The 22,144-nt window shown below is 62.6% G+C and carries 20 protein-coding genes; 12 read left to right on the forward strand and 8 right to left on the reverse strand.

The features are described from left to right. Positions 1–66 precede the first annotated feature (66 nt). From G7026_RS12265 to G7026_RS12280, 4 genes are read right to left on the reverse strand one after another with little or no spacing between them, the layout of a single operon-like run. The gene (locus G7026_RS12265; protein WP_181071151.1) at positions 67–2,415 is read right to left on the reverse strand and encodes a TonB-dependent receptor; all 2,349 of its coding nucleotides are present in this window, start codon (positions 2,413–2,415) and stop codon (positions 67–69) included. Beyond that, positions 2,415–4,370: a sensor histidine kinase gene (locus G7026_RS12270; protein WP_181071153.1), complete on the reverse strand. Its 1,956-nt coding sequence runs from the start codon at positions 4,368–4,370 to the stop codon at positions 2,415–2,417. Before G7026_RS12270 ends, G7026_RS12265 begins: the two co-directional genes overlap by 1 nt. Further along, the gene (locus G7026_RS12275) at positions 4,367–6,706 is read right to left on the reverse strand and encodes a response regulator (protein ID WP_181071155.1); all 2,340 of its coding nucleotides are present in this window, start codon (positions 6,704–6,706) and stop codon (positions 4,367–4,369) included. The genes G7026_RS12270 and G7026_RS12275 overlap by 4 nt, the downstream gene beginning before the upstream one ends. Continuing rightward, positions 6,703–7,479 (reverse strand): response regulator transcription factor, encoded by a 777-nt coding sequence (locus tag G7026_RS12280; protein ID WP_181071158.1) that lies wholly within the window; start codon positions 7,477–7,479, stop codon positions 6,703–6,705. The genes G7026_RS12275 and G7026_RS12280 overlap by 4 nt, the downstream gene beginning before the upstream one ends. 148 nt (positions 7,480–7,627) lie before the next feature. On the opposite strand from G7026_RS12280, the gene G7026_RS12285 reads away from it, so the two are divergent. Both G7026_RS12285 and G7026_RS12290 read left to right on the forward strand, forming a co-directional pair. Next, the gene (locus G7026_RS12285) at positions 7,628–8,590 is read left to right on the forward strand and encodes a LysR family transcriptional regulator (protein WP_181071160.1); all 963 of its coding nucleotides are present in this window, start codon (positions 7,628–7,630) and stop codon (positions 8,588–8,590) included. Positions 8,591–9,202: 612 nt separating this feature from the next. Further along, positions 9,203–10,792, forward strand: coding sequence for an ABC-F family ATPase (locus G7026_RS12290; protein WP_181071162.1), 1,590 nt, complete (start codon positions 9,203–9,205; stop codon positions 10,790–10,792). 90 nt (positions 10,793–10,882) lie between these two features. On the opposite strand, the gene G7026_RS12295 is transcribed toward G7026_RS12290, so the two are convergent. Together G7026_RS12295 and G7026_RS12300 are read right to left on the reverse strand one after the other, a co-directional pair. Next, complete coding sequence (locus tag G7026_RS12295; protein WP_181071164.1) at positions 10,883–11,389, reverse strand: DUF1993 domain-containing protein; 507 nt, start codon at positions 11,387–11,389, stop codon at positions 10,883–10,885. A gap of 33 nt (positions 11,390–11,422) precedes the next feature. Beyond that, positions 11,423–12,253, reverse strand: coding sequence for an undecaprenyl-diphosphate phosphatase (locus G7026_RS12300; protein WP_181071166.1), 831 nt, complete (start codon positions 12,251–12,253; stop codon positions 11,423–11,425). Positions 12,254–12,480: 227 nt separating this feature from the next. On the opposite strand from G7026_RS12300, the gene G7026_RS12305 reads away from it, so the two are divergent. The 10 genes from G7026_RS12305 to G7026_RS12350 all read left to right on the forward strand — a co-directional run bounded on the left by G7026_RS12305 (position 12,481) and on the right by G7026_RS12350 (position 20,053). Next, positions 12,481–14,115 (forward strand): methyl-accepting chemotaxis protein, encoded by a 1,635-nt coding sequence (locus G7026_RS12305; RefSeq protein WP_181071167.1) that lies wholly within the window; start codon positions 12,481–12,483, stop codon positions 14,113–14,115. A 219-nt stretch (positions 14,116–14,334) separates the two neighbouring features. Then, on the forward strand, positions 14,335–14,556 hold the full coding sequence (locus G7026_RS12310; RefSeq protein WP_258190257.1) for a DUF1652 domain-containing protein: 222 nt from the start codon (positions 14,335–14,337) through the stop codon (positions 14,554–14,556). Between the two features lie 261 nt (positions 14,557–14,817). Beyond that, the gene (locus G7026_RS12315; protein WP_181071170.1) at positions 14,818–15,093 is read left to right on the forward strand and encodes a hypothetical protein; all 276 of its coding nucleotides are present in this window, start codon (positions 14,818–14,820) and stop codon (positions 15,091–15,093) included. Positions 15,094–15,253: 160 nt separating this feature from the next. Further along, a complete protein-coding gene (locus G7026_RS12320) occupies positions 15,254–15,535 on the forward strand; it encodes a hypothetical protein (RefSeq protein ID WP_181071172.1) in 282 nt (93 codons plus the stop codon). A 14-nt stretch (positions 15,536–15,549) separates the two neighbouring features. After that, on the forward strand, positions 15,550–15,840 hold the full coding sequence (locus G7026_RS12325) for a hypothetical protein (RefSeq protein ID WP_181071174.1): 291 nt from the start codon (positions 15,550–15,552) through the stop codon (positions 15,838–15,840). A gap of 118 nt (positions 15,841–15,958) precedes the next feature. Continuing rightward, positions 15,959–16,150 carry a hypothetical protein gene (locus G7026_RS12330; protein ID WP_181071226.1) on the forward strand — a complete coding sequence of 64 codons (192 nt, stop codon included), beginning with the start codon at positions 15,959–15,961 and terminating at the stop codon, positions 16,148–16,150. Between the two features lie 59 nt (positions 16,151–16,209). Then, positions 16,210–17,307: a DNA topoisomerase IB gene (locus tag G7026_RS12335; RefSeq protein WP_181071176.1), complete on the forward strand. Its 1,098-nt coding sequence runs from the start codon at positions 16,210–16,212 to the stop codon at positions 17,305–17,307. A 291-nt stretch (positions 17,308–17,598) separates the two neighbouring features. Further along, positions 17,599–18,591, forward strand: coding sequence for a GlxA family transcriptional regulator (locus G7026_RS12340; RefSeq protein WP_181071177.1), 993 nt, complete (start codon positions 17,599–17,601; stop codon positions 18,589–18,591). 32 nt (positions 18,592–18,623) lie between these two features. Beyond that, positions 18,624–18,872, forward strand: a complete 249-nt coding sequence (locus tag G7026_RS12345; RefSeq protein ID WP_181071179.1) for a DUF1272 domain-containing protein — start codon at positions 18,624–18,626, stop codon at positions 18,870–18,872. After that, complete coding sequence (locus G7026_RS12350) at positions 18,869–20,053, forward strand: MFS transporter (protein ID WP_181071181.1); 1,185 nt, start codon at positions 18,869–18,871, stop codon at positions 20,051–20,053. The genes G7026_RS12345 and G7026_RS12350 overlap by 4 nt, the downstream gene beginning before the upstream one ends. On the opposite strand, the gene G7026_RS12355 is transcribed toward G7026_RS12350, so the two are convergent. Beyond that, the gene (locus G7026_RS12355) at positions 20,031–20,987 is read right to left on the reverse strand and encodes a GGDEF domain-containing protein (protein ID WP_181071189.1); all 957 of its coding nucleotides are present in this window, start codon (positions 20,985–20,987) and stop codon (positions 20,031–20,033) included. The genes G7026_RS12350 and G7026_RS12355 overlap by 23 nt on opposite strands. 3 nt (positions 20,988–20,990) lie before the next feature. Further along, on the reverse strand, positions 20,991–21,980 hold the full coding sequence (locus G7026_RS12360; RefSeq protein ID WP_308811793.1) for a response regulator: 990 nt from the start codon (positions 21,978–21,980) through the stop codon (positions 20,991–20,993). Positions 21,981–22,144 lie beyond the last annotated feature (164 nt).

A 22,144-nucleotide genomic window follows, 5' to 3' on the forward strand; every position in this document is an offset into this window, starting at 1 on the left:
ATTAATCATTAGCTTATTAGAGTTATGCGTTCAATGATGCTTTGCTGGGGCGTGTGCCGCGTCAGCTCAGTAGGCCACCCGCAGCGTCGTACCCAGCATCCTCGGCTCACCAAGCGCGACGCCATAGTCGCCCGCACCCAGTTGTCCCCGCACCGCCGTAATGTAGTGCTCGTCGAACAGGTTGCGCACCCAGAGCTCGGCCTCCCAAGCGCGGTCGACCCGCCCTACCCCTATTCGGAGATCGGTTACCGCATAGGCCCCTTGGTAGCTGCCTGGGCCCCCTTCGAGCGTGCCCTGAAACCCGCTGCGGAAGCTGTAATCGCTAGCTCCGAACAGCACCATGCCGTCGCCCAGGCGGAGGCTGTAGTCCAGGCCAACCGTCGCCCCCCATTCGGGCGCATTGAACAGCCGCTGCCCACTCAGGTCGCAGGCGCTGACAGATGTCGATCCAGGCGCACAGGGGGCTTCGGAAAAGTCGCGATAACGCGCATCGCTCCAGGCGATTCCCCCGCGCAGCTGGATGCTTTCGGTGGCCCGAACACGCGCGTCGAGCTCGACGCCTCGCAGCCTGACCTTGCCGACATTGATCAGGTTATCGCGCAAGGGCGGCGAGAATTCATCGGCCGGCGGGCTATTGGCGAGCGCCTGATAGTCGTCCACATCCGTCTGGTAAAGGGTCAGGTCCAGCCAGCCACGCCCTTGCCAAAAACTACGCTTGATACCCATTTCCACAGATGTCGCACGTTCAGCCTCGAAGGTGGGCTGGGCGTAACGGCTGACCACATCCAGGTTGATCCCTCCAGCCTTGTAGCCTCTGGAGCCGCTGAGGTAGCCAAGCACGGTCTCGCTGAACGCGTAGCTGACGGTCAACTGCCCGGACAGGTTGTTTTCTGCAACCTGGTCGCGTCGATCATAATCCCCTCCCAGCGCTACCTGGCGCAGCAGATTGCCGCCGAGTTGCCAGAGAGGATCCAGCGGATCGAGGGGGTTGGAGACCAATGGAGCCGCTTCGACGCGACGACTAATGCGCGCCCTTTTTCGCTCACGGGTGTAACGCAAACCGGGGGTGACGGCCAGACGGGGCGTAAGGTGCCAGGTGAACTGCCCGAACAATGCGCGGCTGTCGCTGCGCTGGGTACTGTCGAAGCGCTGTCGGGCGCCGTCGAGCAGCGACGAGGGGATCGCGCCAGGAGGGATCGGCCCGAATGGCGGTGGTGCCTGGAGTTCAGGTCGGTCGCCGAGAAAATACGCGGGGGCGTCGGGGCCGAAGTTCACGTCATGGGCTTTATGCAAGTGCTGGCGCAGGTAATAGGCACCCACTACATACTCGAAGCGATCGTCATGCGAACCGGCCAGCCGCCATTCCTGGCTGAACTGTCGATGTTGGAGCTGTGCATCGCTCTGGGCCACTGCCAGACCAAGGTTGTCGGCGTCCAGCTCGGTGTCGTAGCGCCAGTCGCGGTAACCCGTCAGGCTGGTCAACGTCGCGCCGCTGGCCAGGGTCCAGTTCAGTTCCAGCGAAGTGCCGCCGTGCTGCACATCGGCGGTCGTCGGCCGGTCATGCATGAAACGACGCGCCTTGGGGTCAGGCTCAGGGAGTGGATAACCGACATACGCCGCACGGCGTCGGGTGGTAAGGCTGTAATGGCTGGGCACAAGCGCCACATCTTCTCGCTGGCGAGCATGATCGACGATCAAGCGCGCCGTGAAGCCGTCGGCCGGCTGCCAGAGAAGCTGCCCCCTCGCTCCATGTTGATCCTGCTGCCGGGGCGACAGGCTGGGGTATTGGTTGTCGGTGAAGGCATCCCTTCCAGAAGTCTGCAAGGAAAGACGCCCTGCCAGCTCCCCCTCGACTAGCGGCCCGGATAAGGCGCCCCGCGTTCGCTGCAGTCCGTGCTCCCCGAAGGTCACCTCGGCAGTGGCCTCTGGCGCGAAGGTGGGTGCCCGGCTGTACAGGTTAAGGGTACCGGCGGTGGTGTTCTTGCCATATAGCGTGCCCTGGGGGCCGCGCAGCACTTCGATACGCTCCAGATCGAACTGATCGGAAACAGACATGCCCTGGCGGCCCAGATAGATACCGTCCATGAACACCCCGACGCTGCCATCCAGGCCATCGTTGTATGAGCTCGAACCGAGACCGCGGATACCGTAGCTGGCGTAACGCGGATTGGGCACCGAGACCATCAGACTGGGTATGCGCTGCGCCAGCTGCGACGTACTGACGAGGCCTCGCTCCTCCAGTTGCTCGCCTTCGAGCACGGTCAATGCAACCGGCACGTCACGGGACAACTCGGGCCGCTGGCGCGCCGTGACGGTGGCGTCCTCCAGCACCCACCCCTCTTCCTGCGCAGGTGCGGCCAACACGACGTTGGCGGCCAGCCCCTGTACCACAAGCCACCACGACAGCTGGCGCATCACGGTTTTGCCTCTCCATACGCAACGTCCTGCCTTTCGGCGAGTAAAAGGCGCACTTCGAAGCTGAAGCGGCTGCCGGGCAGCTGGTCCTCAGCAAGATGCAGCGCGCTACCCAGGCTGCTCAGCAGCTGCCGCACGATATCCAACCCCAGCCCAAAGCCATCGATAGCTCCGACATTGCGACCCCGTATGAACGGCTGCTGCATGTTCGCGCGGTCGTCCAGGTGAACGCCGATGCCGGTGTCGGCCACACAAAATCGCAGCCGCACCCTACGCTCGTCGTGCTCGATGCAGTCGACGCTCAAGGCGATCCGTCCGTCATGGGTGAACTTGGCAGCATTACCCAGCAGGTTGATCAAAACGCGTCGCAGCCGTCCGAAATCAGCTAACACCTCGTCCGGAACAGCGGCCCCGAGGCCGCATTCGAAGCGGTTGTGCTGGCGAGCGGCGAGAAGTTCGGCCTCCTCTGCAAGCTCCCGAAGGAAAGCGTGAAGCGAACCGGCGCGCAAGCTAGGGCTGGGTAGCGCGTCCTGATCCGACAAGGCACCGAGTTCATCGATCAGTTCTAATTGGCGCTGGGCATTGCGCTCGATGCGCTGCGGATAGTCTCCGGATGCCACTGCGTACAACCGTCGGGCTCTGTCGATTATGTCGAGCAATGGCCCCCGGAGCTCCTGACTCAGGCGCGACAGCAAGGTGGCACGTGCATGCAGGGATGCATCCAACTGGTCGGTGCGGCGCGCGACGGTGGCTTCCAGGCGCGCCCGTGCGGCCAGACGTCGCTGTCCCCGCTCGGCCTGCGCCCATCGCTGCCGTGCCCGACTCCGGTAGAGCTCGGTGATCAGTGTGCAGGTCAGCACGGCGACGCCCGGCAACGTCGAAGAAAGACTGAGAAAATCCTGGCGGGACTGCCAGGGAATCTGGTCCGCATGGAAGACATATCGGGCCAGGAACTGGAGCATATAGAGCATCGGCACCGCCCAGGCCATCCACATCAGAGGCAATCCGCGGCGCCAACTCGCCAGCAAGGTTACCGGTACCAACAGGTAGATAACGACGCGCATCACCCATTCGGCTGCCTGCCTTCCCACCGCATAGTCGACGAACAGGCCCCACATGGAGCTCAGCATGAAGAGCGTGAAGGCCACGCCATAGATCCATACCCAGACGCGAGGGAGCTGCCGAACCTGAAGGAGCACGCAGAGATAGGTAAGAACGGCGGCGAAGCTCGTCACGCTCGCGAGGAACCTGAGATGCGCTGTCCATGGCAACAGCGCTGGCCAGTTGATCAGGTAGCCATTGACGATGCAGGTCAGCACGATATAGCCCAGCACCGTCGCGGCATGTACCACCAGCAGCGGCGATCGCATGATCAGGCCGATCACCAGGCTCAACGGCACCACCAGCAGCACGATTCCGAGGGTCAGCCCGTCCGCAAAGGCTATGCGCTGGCGGTGCGTCAGCAACTCATGCTCTGACCAGAACAACGGTTCGACCACGAGCAGTGAATCGCCAGCGACCCGGATAAACAGCTGACCTTTGGTTTCTGGCTCCACTGGAAACAAGGGTTGGCGAGCAAGCACAGTCCACTGTTCCGGCGGATAGACGATACCGGCCTGCATGCGCCGCCAACCCCGCTCTGCAGGAACGTAGACCGCGACGTCCGTCAAGCGTGGATCGCCTATCGATAGCCAGCGTCGGTAGTCCCGCTCCGAAGCGGGCACCGTTTCGACGCGAAACCAGAAGGCGGAGTGTGTGTATTCCCTGAAGAATCGTCGCTCCGGCAATCGCCGGAATGCCTGCTCAGGCAGAGCTGCCACTTCGTCGATCCCGAGCGCCCCGCTACGATCCTCGAAAACGGATAACGCAGTCGGGCGCTGCTGTTCACGTTCGTCGGCGCCCCCCCACGTCGGCCAGGTCAACAGAAGCAGCAGCCAGACCGCCCGGCGCATCATGGGGAAGTTTCCACGGTTGCGGTCGAACCGAGCAGACGGGCCACGTGATCCAACAAGGCCCCGCCTTCGGCCGGTTTGAGCAACACGGCGTCGAACGTCAGATCGGACCGCCACTGCGCCGGCCGCACCGGAGGCACCGCTGAGTACAACAGCACCGGCAGCCCGGGAAACTGGGCGCGCACGGCCGCTAGGAGAGCCCAGCCGTCCAGCCCGGACATCATCTGATCGGTGATGACCAGGTCGAAGGCGTCACGCTGCAACAAACACAACGCCTCTGCCCCCTCCTCAGCCACCGACACGTCGAAGCCATACCCACCCAGCAGGTCGCTCATGCCCTCCCGGTTACCGGATACGTCATCGACGACGAGAATGCGCAAGCCGTCGCCCTGTACCGGCGCGCTGGCACTGTCATCCATCAGTAGATCCAGCTCCTCCTCGTCTGCCGTGGTCAGTTGCAGGCAGAAGCGTAACGTTGCGCCCTGTTCCGGCTCCAGATCGCTGCCCATCTGCTGAAGCCATTGGCGAGCGCTCGCAAGTCTCAGGTTGTCCTCCGCCACGCTCGGGCGAAGGCCTTCCGAAGACCGTCGCGCGCGGCTGTCGGCCCGCCGCTCGATGGCAAAGGTCAGCTCTACGAGGCCGGACCGTTCGGACGCCTGGTCCACGCTAAAGAGCACGTCACCGCAAGGAGTGCCTTTGGTAGCCATTTCCAGCAGATTGATCAGGGTACGCTCCAGCCGACGGAAGTCGGTGTGCACGACGGGGGGCAGATCGCCAGCGAACCGGCACTCGAGCTGGCAGCCCTCACGCCGGAGCAGGAAACGCGCCTGTCGCTCGACACTGTTCAGGAAGCCAAACAGGTAGCCCGGTGCGAGTACCAGTTCCTGCCGCTGCAGTTCGCCCCTCGAGAACTCCAGCAACTCGTCGATCCTGTCCAGCTGCCGCCTTGCATTCCGCTCGATGGCTTCCGGGTGCTCGCTTGGGCTGCCGTGCTTGATCAGCCGTGCGTAATCGACGATCCCGGCCAGCGGCGAACGCAGGTCATGGCTGATCCGTGCCAGCAGTTCGCTGCGGGCGCGCAGGGATTCACGAAGCTGCGCGGTGCGTCGAGCCACCGCGTGCTCCAGGCGCTCTTCTTCAGCTTGTTGTTGGCTCTCCAGCCGGACCATCGCGAACCGCTCGCGCCGGCGGCTGAGCGAGAACTCACGGACGAGCGTGGCCGCCAGCAGAAGGATTCCCAGTGGCGCGGCTATCAGCCCGTACCGATCGACACCGAGCGGCCAGGCGAGGACCGGAACCTCGTGCGTGAAGTGGCTCAGCCCCTGCAACCCATACAGGCCGACCAGCGTCCACCCCAGCCAATCGGGCCGCAATCCGAGCCGCCATGCGACTACCCCGAACGCGGGCACGACCATCCCGTAGATCCATGGCACTTCAGCGATCCATTGGCGCGTCGGCGAGTAGCCAAATCCTAATCCTGCCAACATCAACGACCCGGGTACCAACGCCACCAGACACAACCCGACCCGCTGCAACGGGGGCATTTTCCCAGCCTTGAACAACAGAGCCAGGTACCACACGAACAGGAGGTGCACCATTGCGCCCGCCCCGCTCAGCAGCGAAGGGCCCCAGCGGAGCAGTACAGGCCCGTGAATCAGGTAGCCATCGTAGATACAGGCCATCAGGACACCGGCCAACACGCCCGCTGCGCTGACGAGTAACAAGGGCGAGCGGATCTGCATGCCCACGACCAGGCTGAAAGGCACTACCAGCGCGGCGAGGCCCAGCAGCAGACCTTCGATCATTACCGCACGCTCTTCGCGTTGCACCAGATCGAGTTCGTCCAATAGCTTCGGTTCGATCCGAAGCGCACCCGGGCTGCCGATGCGCAAGGCCGCCTCGACTTTCTCACCCGGCTCGAGCATCGGCGAAAATAACGCCCGGCGACTCGGACTAGCCGGAGCCTCCAATGGGTGAGCCCGTTCGGGCGAGCTGGCATCAGGCATTCGGAGCAGGTAGAGACGGACATCGGCCAGCCCTGCCGTGCCAGCGCTCAACCAACCCTGGCAGCCGGCATCCGGAGGAGCGCTCAGGGAGAACCGAATCCAGAAAGCCGAATCACTGAACTCGACGAGTTCTGGTTCGAGTCTCTGGAATCGTTCTTCTGGGAGCGCGAACACATGCTCGGCGCTGAACGTGCCGATCGGGTCTTCGAACAACCGAACCGGCACGGCGGTGTCGAGCACGCAACTCGGTACTCTGTCAGCCGCAGCCAGCGGCGGAACGAGCGATAGCAGCAGAAGAAACAGCCACAACCGCAGATGTCGCAGCTGGATCAATCAGCGGCCTGTATCTGCTGGCGGAACTGGCTGGGCGTCATGCCCTGCCGCTCGCGAAAGGCAGTTGTAAAGTTGCAGGCACTGCGAAAGCCAACCTGCTCGGCGATGTCCTGCACGCTCATCGCGCTGTTGGCCAACAGCTCCTGTGCCCTGCGCAGCCGTGCCTCGCGGATATAGGCGAAGACGGTCGTACCGAGGTGTTCGCGGAAAACGGCCGAGAGTCGCTTGTCGTGGGTACCCACCTGCCGAGCGATTCCGGCAAGTGATGGCAACTCGCCCAGCTGACGCTCGATCAGACGGACGGCGGCCTGCAGGATCATCCGGTCGGGGTCGACCGGCCTCCCAACTGCCTCGTCAGGCACTTTCGTCAACCGGCGCGCCAACTGCAGGTGGATGCGGATCCGTGCCATCAGCTCAGCCGGCTCGAATGGTTTGAGCACGTAGTCGACGCCGCCCAAGCCAAGCCCCTCCAGGCGCTCTTCGAGAGAACCTGCCGAGGTAAGGAATATGATGGGAGTGGACTGGGTCACCGGAGCCTCACGCAGCAGACGGCACAGCGTGAACCCATCCATCTGCGGCATGCGCACATCCAATACGATCAAGTCCGGGCGCAATGCCAAAGCCCGTTGCAGACCCTGGCGTGGCTCGCTCGCGATCGACAGGCGCCAACCCTGCGCACGGACCTGTACCAGAAACGGCTGAATGGCTTCGGGCGTGTCGTCGATAACGAGAATCAGCGGGCTCTGCCCTCGAGAATCTGCGCTCGGATTCATGGCTTCCTGGGTGCTGATCATCGGATGGCATGCACAGTACGCGACGAAGGCGCCTCAAGCAAAGTTTCGGCCCGCTCTGGCAAAGGAGCAGGTTCAAAGCAGCACTTAAGATAGCGCAACGATCAGAACCCGTTTAACGCCAGATCCCATGCCCAACTCGATCCCGACATTCAAACAGACACAGCAACACGCCGCAGCGACCTCTCGAATGCTGGTCGATCTGTACTGGTACGTTCAAGTTGTCGAAGCGGGCAGCTTCTCCGGTGCGGCCGAGCGCACGGGCGTTGCCACCTCAAGCCTCAGTCGACGCATCGCCCAGTTGGAGCGATCACTGCACGTGCAATTACTCAGCCGTAGTACACGGTTGTTCTCAATGACCACGTTAGGCGAGCAGGTCTATCGCCATGCATTGGAGATGGTCACGGCAATGGAGGCAGCGTTGCTTTCCGCCCTGGAATCGCACGACACGCCCAGCGGCCTGATCAAGCTGGCGGCCCCAAGCGCGTTGGCGGATTGGTCGCTCGAGACGATGGCTGACTTCCAGCGGCACCATCCAAATGTACAGTTCTCCCTCCAGCTGGGCGACGAGCTCCCGGACCTCGGTGCGATGCGACTCGACTTGGCCCTGACGTTGCAAACAGCCCCCGGTGGCAGCAACGCAATCGTCTCTCGCCCTCTGGCGGAATTGGAAATGATCATCGTGGGCACGCATGCGCTGCTACGGCAGCTTGGCCACCCTCAAACCCTGGAAAGCGTGGAAGACGGTCGATTGCTAACGCTCGGGACCAACAGCCTTCATCAGCCTTGGCTACTAACCGAAGGCACCCGGACGATCTCCAAGCCGGCACTGATCGCCGACTCCACCCAGACGCTGTTAAAAGCTACGCGAGCCGGCCTAGGCCTTGCGTGCGTGCCGCGGTTCGCCTGCAGTGCGGATCTTGCATCAGGCGCGCTGCAAGTTGCATGTCCTCAGCAGGCGCTGCCGCCCGCGACCTTGTACGCCCTGACGCCCCCGCACAAGGGCATCATCCCCACGGCGCGCCAACTCATCGAGCACGTACGACGTGCTCTGCTTAGTCATGACGCTACCGGCATCGTCCTAATAGGCTGATCGATATCCACCAGCGTTTCGGCCAGCCCGATTCGGTCACGTTGAATTATTGTCATGCATCGAAGTTCGTTATCCCTGCATTGTCCGGAGGACCGGCGGTCTGGGTCGTATCCCGCCGCCCCAGCGGAAGCGTCTCAATGTGCGGCGCCAAATCCCGAATCCGATGTCGATGCAACCGATCGGCATCAGCACATTGCTGAAGCCAACTATCACGCCGCGCAGCTGGCGAGATTGCTCGAGAACCTCCCGGATCCCAGGCAAGCGCAAGCCGGACGAATACTCCTTGCCGAGCTCATGCAGCTGCACCAACGCGCGCTGTCGATGGCCTTTGACTCGCCCCGCTGACCGGAACGCACGAAGCCTGAAGCACGCATCGTGCACAAAGGCCTCCATATAAACTGCTGCCGCACCTATGCGACAATGCTCGCCATATCCGGTGCCAACCCCGCATGTATTGCCAACAGCTCGACGCTCGTTCGGAGGCTGTTGTTTTTTCTTTGCCCGCTGGATTGTTCGAGCGTCCCACCGGAAGGAACTCGAACGGGCTGGGAATCGCTACCCCTTGGTGCCCAGCCAGGCCAGTAACCGCCAAGTCATCGATAGGTAAGTCTCTTGATCTCCACCGCTAACATCACCATGCAGTTCGGCGCCAAGCCGCTGTTCGAAAACGTTTCCGTCAAATTCGGCGGTGGCAACCGCTACGGCCTGATCGGTGCCAATGGCTGCGGCAAGTCGACCTTCATGAAGATCCTCGGCGGCGATCTGGAGCCGTCCGCTGGCCAGGTGATGCTCGAGCCCAACGTACGTCTGGGCAAGCTGCGCCAGGACCAGTTCGCCTATGAAGACTTCAGCGTGATCGACACGGTGATCATGGGGCACGGTGAGCTTTGGACGGTCAAAGCCGAGCGCGACCGCATCTATTCGTTGCCCGAGATGAGCGAAGCCGACGGCATGGCGGTGGCCGAACTGGAAGTCCAGTTCGCCGAATACGACGGCTACACCGCTGAATCCCGCGCTGGCGAACTGCTGCTCGGCCTGGGCATTCCGCTGGACCAGCACTTCGGCCCGATGAGCGCGGTAGCGCCGGGCTGGAAACTGCGTGTGCTGCTCGCCCAGGCGCTGTTCTCGGACCCTGAGGTCCTGCTGCTCGACGAGCCGACCAACCACCTGGACATCAACACCATCCGCTGGCTGGAAACGGTGCTCACCGCGCGCAACAGCACGATGATCATCATTTCCCACGACCGTCACTTCCTCAACAGCGTGTGCACGCACATGGCTGACCTCGATTACGGCGAGCTGCGGCTGTTCCCCGGCAACTACGATGAGTACATGACCGCCGCGACCCAGGCGCGTGAACGCCTGCTTTCGGACAACGCGAAGAAGAAAGCGCAGATCGCCGAGCTGCAGACCTTCGTCAGCCGCTTCTCGGCCAACGCCTCCAAGGCCAAACAGGCCACCAGCCGCGCCAAGCAGATCGACAAGATCCAGCTCGACGAGGTCAAGCCTTCGAGCCGCGTCAGCCCGTTCATCCGCTTCGAGCAAAACAAGAAGCTGCATCGCCAGGCGGTAACCCTGGAAGGTGTCAGCCAGGGCTTCGACGGCGTGCCGCTGTTCAAGAACCTCTCGATGCAGATCGAGGCAGGCGAGCGCGTCGCCATCATCGGGCCGAACGGCATCGGCAAGACCACCCTGCTCCGCACGCTGGTCGGTGAACTTCCCGCCATGTCGGGCGCAGTCAAATGGACAGAAAGTGCCGATGTCGGTTACTTCGCCCAGGACCACGCCGAGGATTTCGCCGACGACGTGACCCTGTTCGACTGGATGGGCCAGTGGACCCAAGGGGGGGAACAGCTGGTGCGCGGCACCCTCGGACGCATGCTGTTCTCCAACGACGAGATCCAGAAGTCGGTGAAGGTGATTTCCGGTGGCGAGCAAGGCCGCATGCTGTTCGGCCGACTGATACTGAAGAAGCCCAACGTGCTGGTGATGGACGAACCCACCAACCACCTGGACATGGAATCGATCGAGGCGCTCAACCTGGCGCTGGAAAATTACCCGGGCACCCTGATTTTCGTCAGCCACGACCGTGAATTCGTCTCGTCGCTGGCGACGCGGATCATCGAGCTGTCGGCCGACGGCGTGACCGACTTCAGTGGCAGCTACGACGATTACCTGCGCAGCCTCGGCGTCGCCGTCTGACAGACACCGACACGAAAACGCCCCGCAAATGCGGGGCGTTTTGTTTTCGGCGCCAGGCCAGGCTCATCGTTCGATGCTAGTCCAGGCGACTCAGGGACGGCCGAGATAGTCCATCTTGCCGATCTGCAAGCCCTTGTGGCGCAGGATGGCGTAGGCCGTGGTGACGTGGAAATAGAAGTTCGGCAGCACGAAATTGAGCAGGTAGTCCTGCCCACTGTATTTCAGCTCGACACCCGGAAATTTCAGCACGATGGCCTTGTCGCCACTGCCATCGAGCTGCGAAGGCTCGAAGTTTGCGATGAAGGCCTGGGTCCGGTCCAGACGCTGGCGCAGTTCGGCCAGCGACGATTCGGTATCGGGAAAGCTCGGAATTTCTACACCGGCGAGCCGGGCAACGCAACCCTTGACCGAATCCGTCGCAATCTGCACCTGCCGCACCAGCGGATGCATGTCTGGCGCCAGGCGTGCGTTGAGCAGATCGCTGCCGTTTATCGCCCCGTCCTCTGTCCAACGCTCAGCCTTCTCGAGGATGTCGGCAAGATTTCCCAGCATTCGCTGGAATACCGGAACGGAAGCCTGGTAAATCGACAACGTCATACTTTTCTCCTATGCAAGGTCGCCCTCGCCACATCAGGGCGTCGCGGTGCTCCAGTCGATGATCTGAAGCTGCCAGGTCGCGAGGATAATCAGCCCGAAGACGATCCGATACCAGGCGAAGGCCGCATAGCTGTGGTTGCCGATGAACTTGAGCAGTGCGCGCACCGCGAGCATCGCAAAGACGAACGAAGTCACGAAGCCGATGGCGAATACCGGAAAGTCCGCCGGCTTAAACAGGTCACGGTATTTGTAGCCTGAATAAACCGCGGCCCCGACCATGGTCGGCATCGCCAGGAAGAAGGAGAACTCGGTCGCCGCCTTGCGCGAAAGACCGAATAGCAAGCCGCCGATAATGGTCGAGGCCGACCGCGAGGTGCCCGGGATCAGTGCGAGGCATTGCGCGCAACCGACCTTCAAGGCGTGCGTCCAGTGCATGTCGTCGACCGTCTCGGCCTGGATACGATGTTGGCGCCGCTCGGCCCAGAGCATCACCACACCACCGATCACCAGCGCCGTGGCGACGGTGACCGGATTGAACAGGTATTCGTGGATGAGGTCGGCGAAGGCCACCCCCAGCACGACCGCCGGGAAGAAGGCAATCAGCAGGTTGACCGTAAAACGCTGCGCTTCGCGCTTGTGCGGCAATCCGACGACCACATCGGCGATCTTGCGCCGATACTCCCATACCACGGCAAGGATCGCGCCGAGCTGGATGATGATATTGAAGGCCTCGGCCCGCTCACCGCCGAAGCCGATCAGGTCGGCGACGATGATCTGGTGGCCGGTACTCGAGACGGGAAGAAATTCGGTCAGACCCTCGACGATGCCGAGTATCAATGCCTGTAAGGCAGTCCACAGTTCCATCAATTCCCCAGAGCGACGCTGTCCATCGCAAAGCAGTGAGTGGCGAAAGGGTTGTGCCAGACGCCTTGGCGCATCTGTGACTGGCGTGACGAAAGAAAATTCACTGGCAGCTGGTCGAGGCCGCTCATTTTTTGCCAAGCACGGCCGAAATGCTATCCAGACGTGCGCGATCTCCCCGCGCCATCGAACCAGAACAAATACAAAAATAAAGCCGGAGCCCTCCCCGAATGAGCATTCTTCGCAACTTCCCCATCAGCAAACGTCTCTGGCTGATCCCAGTGATGGCGACCCTGATGTTGTTCGCCCTTGGTTTGCTGATCCTGCTACAGGTGCGTGATGACCTGTATCTGGGCAAGCAGCAGATGACGCAAAACGTGGTCGAGACGGCCGCCGGGATCCTCGAGCACTACCGCCGCCAGGAAACCGCAGGCACCCTCAGTACGGCCGACGCCCAGCACGCCGCGATGGAGCAGATTCGTGCGCTGCGCTATGACGGGCAGGACTACTTCTGGATCAACGACCTGACGCCCCGGATGGTCATGCATCCGATGCTCACCAAGCTCGAAGGCCAGGCTCTGAACAACACCAAGGACCCGGACGGAAAGGCACTGTTCGTCGAAATGGTCGACATCGCCAAGCGCAAGGGCGCAGGCATCGTCGCCTACCAGTGGACCAAGCCCGGCGAAACCGAGCCCTTGCCCAAGATTTCCTACGTCCAGCTGTTTCAGCCCTGGGGTTGGATCATCGGCTCGGGTATCTATGTCGATGACGTGGAGCGCGAGTTCCAAGAGTATGTGATGCGCTTTTCGGTGATCGGCCTGCTGGTAGCCGGCATCATGTCCGTGCTCGTCGCCGTGCTGATCCGCAGCATCACCCTGCCCTTGCGCCAGACCATGCAGGCCATGGCCGACATCGGCGGCGGTGAGGCTGACCTCACCCGCACGCTGGATGTAGTCGGTAACGACGAGTTGAGTACGCTGAGCCGCGACTTCAACCGCTTCACCGAAAAACTGCGCGGGGTGGTCGGTCAGTTGTTCGAGACCGCCGGCTCGCTGGACGAATCTTCGCGTTCCCTTGGCGGGCTATCGACCGAGGCGCACCAGCACAGCGTCCACCAGTCGCAGCAGATGGAAGTGGTCGCGACCGCGGTCAATCAGGTGAGCTACGCGGTCCAGGAAGTGGCCAAGAACGCCGAACAGGCCGCGCTGGAGGTCGGGGAAGCCGGCAAGCAAGCCGAACAGGGACAGAAGAGCATCGACGCCAGCCTGCGCCAGATCGGCCAGCTCTCCACCACCATCGGCAAATCGGTGCAGGTGATCGAATCGCTGGCCAGCGAAACGAACCAGATCGGCTCGGTGCTGGAAGTGATCCGCTCGATTGCCGAACAGACCAACCTGCTCGCCTTGAACGCCGCCATCGAAGCCGCGAGAGCCGGCGAGCAGGGGCGCGGATTCGCGGTGGTCGCCGACGAGGTGCGCCTGCTCGCCCAGCGCACGCAGAAGTCGACCGCCGAGATCCAGGGCATGATCGAACGTCTGCAGCACAACTCCAGTGAAGCCGTCAGCGTGATCAACGAAAGCAGCCGGGCCTCGCAGCTCACCGTCGAACAGGCCAGCCAGGCCGGCGAAAGCCTGAGCCGTATCACCCAGGCGCTACGTAATCTGTCCGGGCTGAACGCCTCGATCGCCAGCGCCACCCTCGAACAATCCCATGTGGTCGAAGACATCAACCAGAACGTAACCCAGGCCGCCGGACTGGCGCAGCGGAGCACTCACGCAGCGGAGCGCTCAAGCGACGGCGGACAGCAGCTCGGGCGCGTCGCTCAGCAATTGAATGGTCTGCTGCGGCAGTTTCGTATCTGATGGGCAAGCGCCGCAGACGACATAAAGTCGTCATATCAAAACGCCATTAAGTTGACTGCCAGGGCTGTGCTCAACGGATTTCGATGTTAAAGTGGCGAGCGCAGCACCGATAACGGTCGCTGCGCTATCTGGACTGAGGAGCCGCGGTCCGTTCTCCGGTGTATTTGAGATTCGGGATCGCCTTTGACTCACATGAATTTCATTCGTGCTCGAGAGGTGATGAAGCGACATTTTCATCCCCTCGGCTTCGACGCGACGATGCAAACCCCGCACACCCTGCTGGCCCGGGTCTTCGATTCGGCAACCGGCGAAACGCTGCTGACGGTCACTGGCATCGCCTGTACCAACCAGCTCTCCGAACAGGATGTCGAACGCATTATCCGAGCGATCGAATCCGACCTCGAACTTGTTACCCGCGACGGCGTGTTCAATCGCAGCTGAGCTGTGTGGCATATTGTCACGTCGGCAACTTGCGCTGTTCGGAACACCCCATCCTATTTCTCCGAGGCCCCGCTAACGGGGCTTTCTAGAAACTCATCGAAGTTAACCGAGTTCACATCTGCGAAGGCATTCGCGAATTAAGTTGCACTTTCCGAACTTGTCGTGTGACTTTTCAGTCCTCTGCTTACATCAGTGAGATAAGCCAAGGCCATGGGGCCAACGGCATATCCATTTCGGTACACGCAGAGAGATAGTCTCCCTATGAACACGCCACTTCGTTTCAATGACGCACTGTTGATCGCCGACCGTGCGTTCAAACCTTTCCAGTGCGTCGCCTGGACGCTGCCCGAGGGCAATGGCGAAGTCAGCATTACCGTTATCGACCGCACCCAGTCCCGCCTATTGGGGCGTCGCAAGCTGTCCAGCACTGTTTATACCGACCCGGTAAAACTCGGCGAGACCCTCGAGCAGACCCGCCGGGAACTCAGCCAGGAAGGCGTCAGCTTTGCGCCCTGGCACATGCCGGAAACAGCCTGATCGTTTGAGCTTCACTGCGCCCGGCAATTGCCGGGCGTTATCTTTGATGCACCCGATCCGTCACCTCTTGTTGCCACGCCGGTCTGTTCAGGGGCATGAGCGACTGATCCATTGGCCTGTTTGGCTGTCCTAAACAGCAACGCATGAACAGGAGAAACCAATGAAAGGTGCAGAAGCCTACGTAAACGATCAGTGGGACAGCTGCGGACTCGCCACGCTGCCCCAATCGCCGGACAGCCAGAAGATCGTGCTCAAGTTCATCATTCCTGCCGATGCGCAGTTCACCGGTCTGATCAACCACATAAGCGACGTTGCGCTGCGCCATTTGAAGTCCGCCTATCCCGACCGTGAGGTCACCGCTGAGCCAGTAGCGGGATCGGTAGTCGGAGACGGCAGCGGCGATACCATCGAACTCGCCTACACGGTTGATCCGGCGGCTTGAGCGAGGACGCGACCATGCACGACCTGCCCCTGAGCCTGGACGAGGCTACCCGTATCAGCGAAATGGCCTTCCTGCCGCTTCGCGCGATCACGGACATCGACCCCGACGACGCCAGTTATTCGCTACGCGTGGAAGACGCATCCGGCGCGCTCGTCCTGTCGATCGCCCATGTCGCCCGCAGCCAGTACGCCGATGCCGCGCACCTGGCGGCGATCCTCGACAAGGCGCGCCTGGAGCTGAGCAAGGACGGCCACATCCTCGCCCCTTGGTCGATGCCTTATCAGCCCGGCGTCGCCGAAAGCTGAGCACACAGGCTTGCGGATGTACGGCGCGAACTGCCAGCGGCACGGTGCGGTCATTTGAACAGGGCCTATGCATTACGCATCCCGCCCGTTCCTTTGCCCGCAGACCAAGGAGATCACGATGATCGGTGACTATTCCGCCATCTACGAACACCTCGATACCGCACAGAAGCATGCCGACCAGGCCGAGACCGACAACAACCCCGGCCTTTTCCGCGAGGCCATCGACGAAGTTGTCGCCGCCATCAAGATACTCATGCGCAACGCGCAGGAGAGTGAAGGCGAAGTCATGCAGGGCGACGAGGCCCAATAAGCCCCGGCTCGGGACCGGCCCGGCCCGCCGCTTGGCCGGGTCCCTTTCAGGAACCATCCATGGCGCTCGACCATACCGCAGAGGCTCCTCCCCTGGCCGAAGGCACGCGGCCCATCCCCCTTGATGAGCGTGACGACCGCGGCACGCTGCTATGCCCCACTCTACCGCCCGACCTGAACTACGTGGATGACACTCAGCCCGGGGTCAGTCGGCGGATAGTGCGCGGCAAGTTCGCCTATTTCGACCCCCAGGGCGAACGCATTCGCGACCCGGACGAGATCGATCGCATCAACAAACTGGTCATACCGCCCGCCTACCGGGACGTCTGGATCTGCGCCGATCCGCAAGGCCATCTCCAGGCAACCGGACGCGATGCCCGTGGCCGCAAGCAGTACCGCTATCACCCTCGCTGGCGAGAAATCCGCGATGCGGACAAATACGAACGCATGCTCGAATTCGGCCAGGCCCTGCCCAAGCTACGCGCGCAGATCGAAACTCATCTGGCACTGCGCGGCCTGCCCAGGGAAAAAGCCGTGGCCACGGTAGTCGCGCTGCTCGAGTCGACGCTGATTCGCGTCGGCAACAGTCGCTATGCCCGCGACAACCGCTCCTACGGCCTGACCACGCTGCGCAACCGGCACGTGGATGTCAAAGGCAGTGCGATCCGCTTTCACTTTCGTGGCAAGAGCGGCGTCGAGCACAAGGTGACCCTGCGCAACCAGCGCCTGGCGCGCATCGTCCGACGCTGCATGGAGTTGCCCGGCCAGCATCTCTTTCAATACCTGGACGAGGATGGCCAACGCCACGCCATCACCTCTACCGACGTCAATGGCTATCTCCACGAGATGACCGGTGCCGATTTCACCGCCAAGGATTACCGCACCTGGGCCGGCAGCGCGCTAGCGCTGGAGCAGCTGCGCGGCCTGCCCTGGGAGCCCGAATCGGTAGCGAAGAAGCAGCTCGTCGAAACGGTCAGGCAGGTTGCCGGGCAATTGGGCAACACGCCGACGGTGTGTCGCCAGTGCTACATCCACCCGGCCATCCTGCAGGCCTTTTCCAACGGCGAGCTGGCTAACCTGAGCAAAGCCCGCCCGCGCAAATGGCTCAGCCGTGAAGAAGTCGCCCTGCTGAACTTCCTTGCCGCCAGGGCGGGATGAGATAAGCACCTTCCTGGGTCGAGCGGATGCAGGAGTGCCCCCAACGGCCCGCCAGCCTTCTGTCTCCAGTATGTCGCCACCGTGGGAGTGGGCCGCGCCCGCGAACGCTTTACCCTGTCGCGCCGACGAATCCCCGCCCCCCTCGACTCCCCCAGAGCGAGCGTGTCGCGATTTGGCGATCCGTTTGCCACAGGGCAGACCCAGCTTGGCCAGATATGTGGGTTTCTTGGCATTGCTGCCGTGGCGGGCAAAGGCCACACTCCAGGCCACGACCCAAGCCAGCGAGACGACATGGACGCTCCCCGCACAATTGCCTGCCTGATCTACCCGGACGTGATGAGCCTGGATGTCACCGGGCCGCTGCAGGTATTCGCGTCAGCTAACGTCGAGCGTGCGCGGCAGGGATTGTCTGAGCCCTATCGCCTGCTGGTGCTCGGCGAACGCCTCGAGCCGGTTGCGACGTCCTGCGGGCTGCGCCTGTGCATCGACGCACTCTGGCAGAACACCGATCCGGCCACGCTCGACACGCTACTCGTGCCCGGCGGGCGCGGGGTCGATCAGATGCGCGGCAATGCCGAACTGCTCGCCTGGCTGGTCGCTGCCGAGCCAAAGGTCAGGCGGCTCGGCTCGGTCTGCTCGGGCGCGCTGGTGCTGGCGGAGGCCGGACTACTCGACCAGCGCAAGGCGACCACGCACTGGTCCGATCTGCAAACGCTCCAAGATGAATATCCCGAAGTCATCGTCGATTCGGACGTCCTGCACACCTATGATCCGCACGATCCACTAGCCGGACATCTGTTCACCTCGGCCGGGGTCACGGCGGGCATCGACCTGGCATTGGCGCTGGTCGAGGCGGATCTTGGCCGAGCCATGGCGCTGGCGGTCGCTCGCCGCCTGGTGATGTTCCTGCGCCGCCCAGGCGGACAGGCTCAGTTCAGCGCCCTGTTGCCGCCGGCAAGCAGCGAATTGCCAAGGCTATCGGCCCTGCTCGACTGGATACCGGCTCACCTCGGCGATGACCTGTCGATCGAGGCCCTGGCGCACCAGGCACACATGTCGCCACGCACGCTTTGCCGTCTGTTCGCCGCCGAACTCGGCACCGGCCCGGGGCGCTACGTCGAGCGAGTCCGTCTGGAGGCCGCGCGTAACCTCGTGCTCGGCGGCCAGACCTCGATCGCCACGGTGGCCAGGCTCACCGGTTTTGGCCACCCCGAGAACCTGCGCCGCAGTTTCCATAAACATCTGTCGGTGAGTCCGCAGGAATACGCCGCCCGTTTTGCCTGACTGCGATCGCAACCTGTAGTCCCGGAGATGCCATGCTCGAAGTGCGCCCCAACTGCGAAGCCTGTGATCGCGACCTCGGCCCCGAGGCGCAGGATGCAATGATCTGCTCATTCGAGTGCACCTTCTGCCTGCACTGCGCCAAGCGGATGAGCGGGCACTGCCCGAACTGCCGTGGCGAGCTGTGTCGCCGCCCACGCCGGCCAGCCAGCTCCCTTGCGGCCAACCCGCCGTCCACTGGCAGGATCTTCAAACCGCACCTATCTAAGGGCGTTACATCATGAATCCGCTGAGCAACCCGATACTTGGGCGCCTGTTCATCGCCCAAGCGCTGTTCTGGACCAGCGCCATGACCGGGATCACCCTGACGGCGCTGATCGGCTTGCAACTAGCGCCGAGCAACGCCCTCGCCACCTTGCCGATGGCGCTGCTGGTTGTCGGCAACCTTCTAGCCGTCCGCCCCCTTTCGCAGCTGATGCAGCGCCACGGGCGGCGCAGCGGCTTTCTGCTGGGGGCTACGGCCGGTATTGCCGGCGGGCTCATCAGCGCCTGGGGCGTCTGGCTAGGAGATTTCATGCTTCTGTGCCTGGGCGCGCTGCCGCTCGGGCTGTACCAGGCCTCGGCGAACTATTACCGCTTCGCCGCTCTGGAAGCGGTCGACGACGCCCACAAAGGTCAAGCCACCGCCTGGGTAATCGGCGGTGGGCTCTGCGCGGCGTTGATCGCACCCACGCTCGGCGACCTCTCACGCAACGCCTTGGCAGTGCCGTTCACCGGAGCCTACGTGTTGATCGCCGGAGTGGCTTTTTTCGCCCTGCTGACCTTGTCCGGGCTGCGGACCACGCCGGCACCAGTTGCCTCGACCGCGTCGCCGGCCGGTACGACCCGAACGCTGCTGGCTCGGCCGATCGTACGCACAGCCATTCTCACCACCGCTGTCGGTCATGGCCTGATGATCCTGGTGATGAACGCGACACCGTTGGCCATGAGCTTCTGCGGATTAGGGGTCGTGGACAGTACGCGGGTCATCCAGTGGCACCTGATCGGTATGTTCTTGCCGGCCTTCATCGCAGGTCCGCTGGTCGACCGGCTCGGTAGCCACCGCGTTGGCCTGATCGGCGCACTGATGCTGCTGGTCAGCGCAGCGGTTGCGCTGGTCAGCCAGCAGATGGCGGGATTTCTGATCAGCTCCTGCCTGCTCGGGATCGGCTGGAACCTCATGCTGGTGGCAGGCACCACACTGCTCGGCAGTGGCCACGCGCCCAGTGAACGGGCAAGCGCCCAAGGCCTCATGGAGCTCTGCAATGGCAGCGTGGCCGCGACGATGTCCCTGGCCTCCGGCGCGCTCATCACCGGCATCGGCTGGAACGCAGTCAACATCGGCATGACGCTATTGGCTGGCATCGCGGTGGCGACGTTGCTGCTGCGCCGCGGGCCCGCCGCTAGCCGGGTTCGTGCGCCGTAACCCGGTTGCGACCGCCGGCCTTGGATGCGTAGAGCGCCTGGTCGGCCCATTCGATCAGTTGCGCATAACCGGTGGTGGGCAGGCTCAGGTCGGCGACCCCAAGGCTGATGGTGAAGCGGATCTCGGCGCCGTCATGCACCACGCTCAGCGCCTCGACACAGGCCCGCATGCGCTCGGCGAATATCAGCGCGCCCTTCTTGTCCGTGTCCGGTAAAAGTACGACGAATTCTTCGCCGCCGTAGCGCCCGGCCAGGTCCGAGTCGCGGATGTTCTCGCGAATGCACTCGGCCACACTTTGAATCACCCGGTCCCCGGCTGGGTGACCGCGGGTATCGTTGATGCGCTTGAAATGGTCGATGTCGAACATCACCAGCGACGCCCGGGATTCGTAGCGACGGTGCCGCGCGTACTCCACACGGAGCATCTCTTCCCAGTGCCCGCGGTTGTAGAGTCCGGTCAGCCGATCGGTACTCGAAAGGCGTTGCAGCTGTTCATTGGCGGCCTGTAGCTGGCGTCGGTTCACAGCCACGTCCGTCACGTCGTAAATCAATATACAGATGTACTCGGTGATGCCGGTGAGCCCACGAAGGGGCATCATCGTGATGTTCTGGTACATGAACTCTTCCAGCCCCGTGATCGGCTGGTAGTTCTTGAAGCGCACGAGATAGGGGCGCTGTTCCCACGTGGAAAAGGATGGCGTACCCAACGTCGCCACGCTTTCGAACTTTTGCCGGAACCAGGCGGGATCCACCTCGGGAAACACGTCGAAGAACACCTTGCGCCGCGCAATTGCCGGCAGGATGCCCGAGCGGTTTTCCATGAAGGTATTCCAGACTTCGATCTGGTAGTCGCGGTCGAGCACCACGACGCCGACGTCGATGCTCTGAACGATGGCCAGCAGCGAGTGAAACTCGTCGAGTTGGATGTTAGCCATGGGTCAGTTCATCAGGTAGGCAAGTTTGCGCGACAGCAGCTCCACCGAATCCTCGGTGAACAGCAGCAGGTCGAAATGAATGTCATGCCCTTCCAGGGTGTAGCTGATTTCCACGGCCAGCGTTTTCTTCCAGCGCTGCCGGTTGACGCGAATCAGCTCGTCGATGGCCGCATGTTGGCCGAGCACCTGCGGATGCCCCTGCGAGAACAGCACATCGACCTGCTCGGCAATGCCCGACAGGCAAGCGCTGATCAGCAGACTCGATAGGTCGAGCAGCATCTCCATTTCACGGTAATCACGCAGACCCATCAGCCGCGCCATGTCCGATATTTCGGAGTCGTGAAAGATCAGCAGCGCCTCGCCGGCGATACCGCCACCGATGTAGCCCTGGCACACCGCAGTGAGCTTCTCACCCTGGGCCGCGTCCGATAGCGCCATGTGCAGCTCGCCCACCTCGAGGATGTTGACGTTCGGCACCGGCAGCTGAATGAACACGCCCAACACCCGCGCCAGTAACGCGGCGGCGCGCCCCATGGCCACGTTGACGACCTCGCGGAAAGCATCGCGAAAACTGACCTGGAAAGTTTCCAGCGCCGCCGGCACGTTAGCGGTAGCCGCCGCGGCCTCGCCGAGCAGGCCTAGCTGCTGGAGGGTCTGCTTCAGCTCCTCGGCGGCAACCGGCTTCTTCAGAAACGCCAGCGCGCCGAGGTCCAATACGCGGCGTACGGCCTCCGCCTGGACGTCGCCTGAAATCACCATCGCCTTGCAGGTGTGCCCTTCGTCCCGCAGGCGCTGCAGCACCTCATAACCATCCATTTCCGGCATGGTCAGGTCTAGCAACACGAGCTGGATGTCGCCCTGGCGGATTCGCTCCAGAGCCTCCCGGCCGTTGGCGGCCTGGCTGACCTGCACCGGCCAGCCCTCTGGCAATGCGCGAAGCAATTGCTTTTGCGCCATGGAGGAGTCGTCGCAGATCAGCAAGGAAACGGACACAGTTCAGCTCTCATTGCAGCGGTTGGCCCTGGCGCGTAACGCAGCCCACCCGAAGTGGCTTGCCCGGGCGCGCAGTGATGCCATTCTGACAGCATCGCAAGCCTTGAAATGAGAGGTCCGCCTTATTCCAGACGTACAAACGGGGCGACGGCTTCAGCCTGTCG

The sequence above is a fragment of the Stutzerimonas azotifigens genome, assembly GCF_013522725.1.
Taxonomy (GTDB): domain Bacteria; phylum Pseudomonadota; class Gammaproteobacteria; order Pseudomonadales; family Pseudomonadaceae; genus Stutzerimonas; species Stutzerimonas azotifigens_A.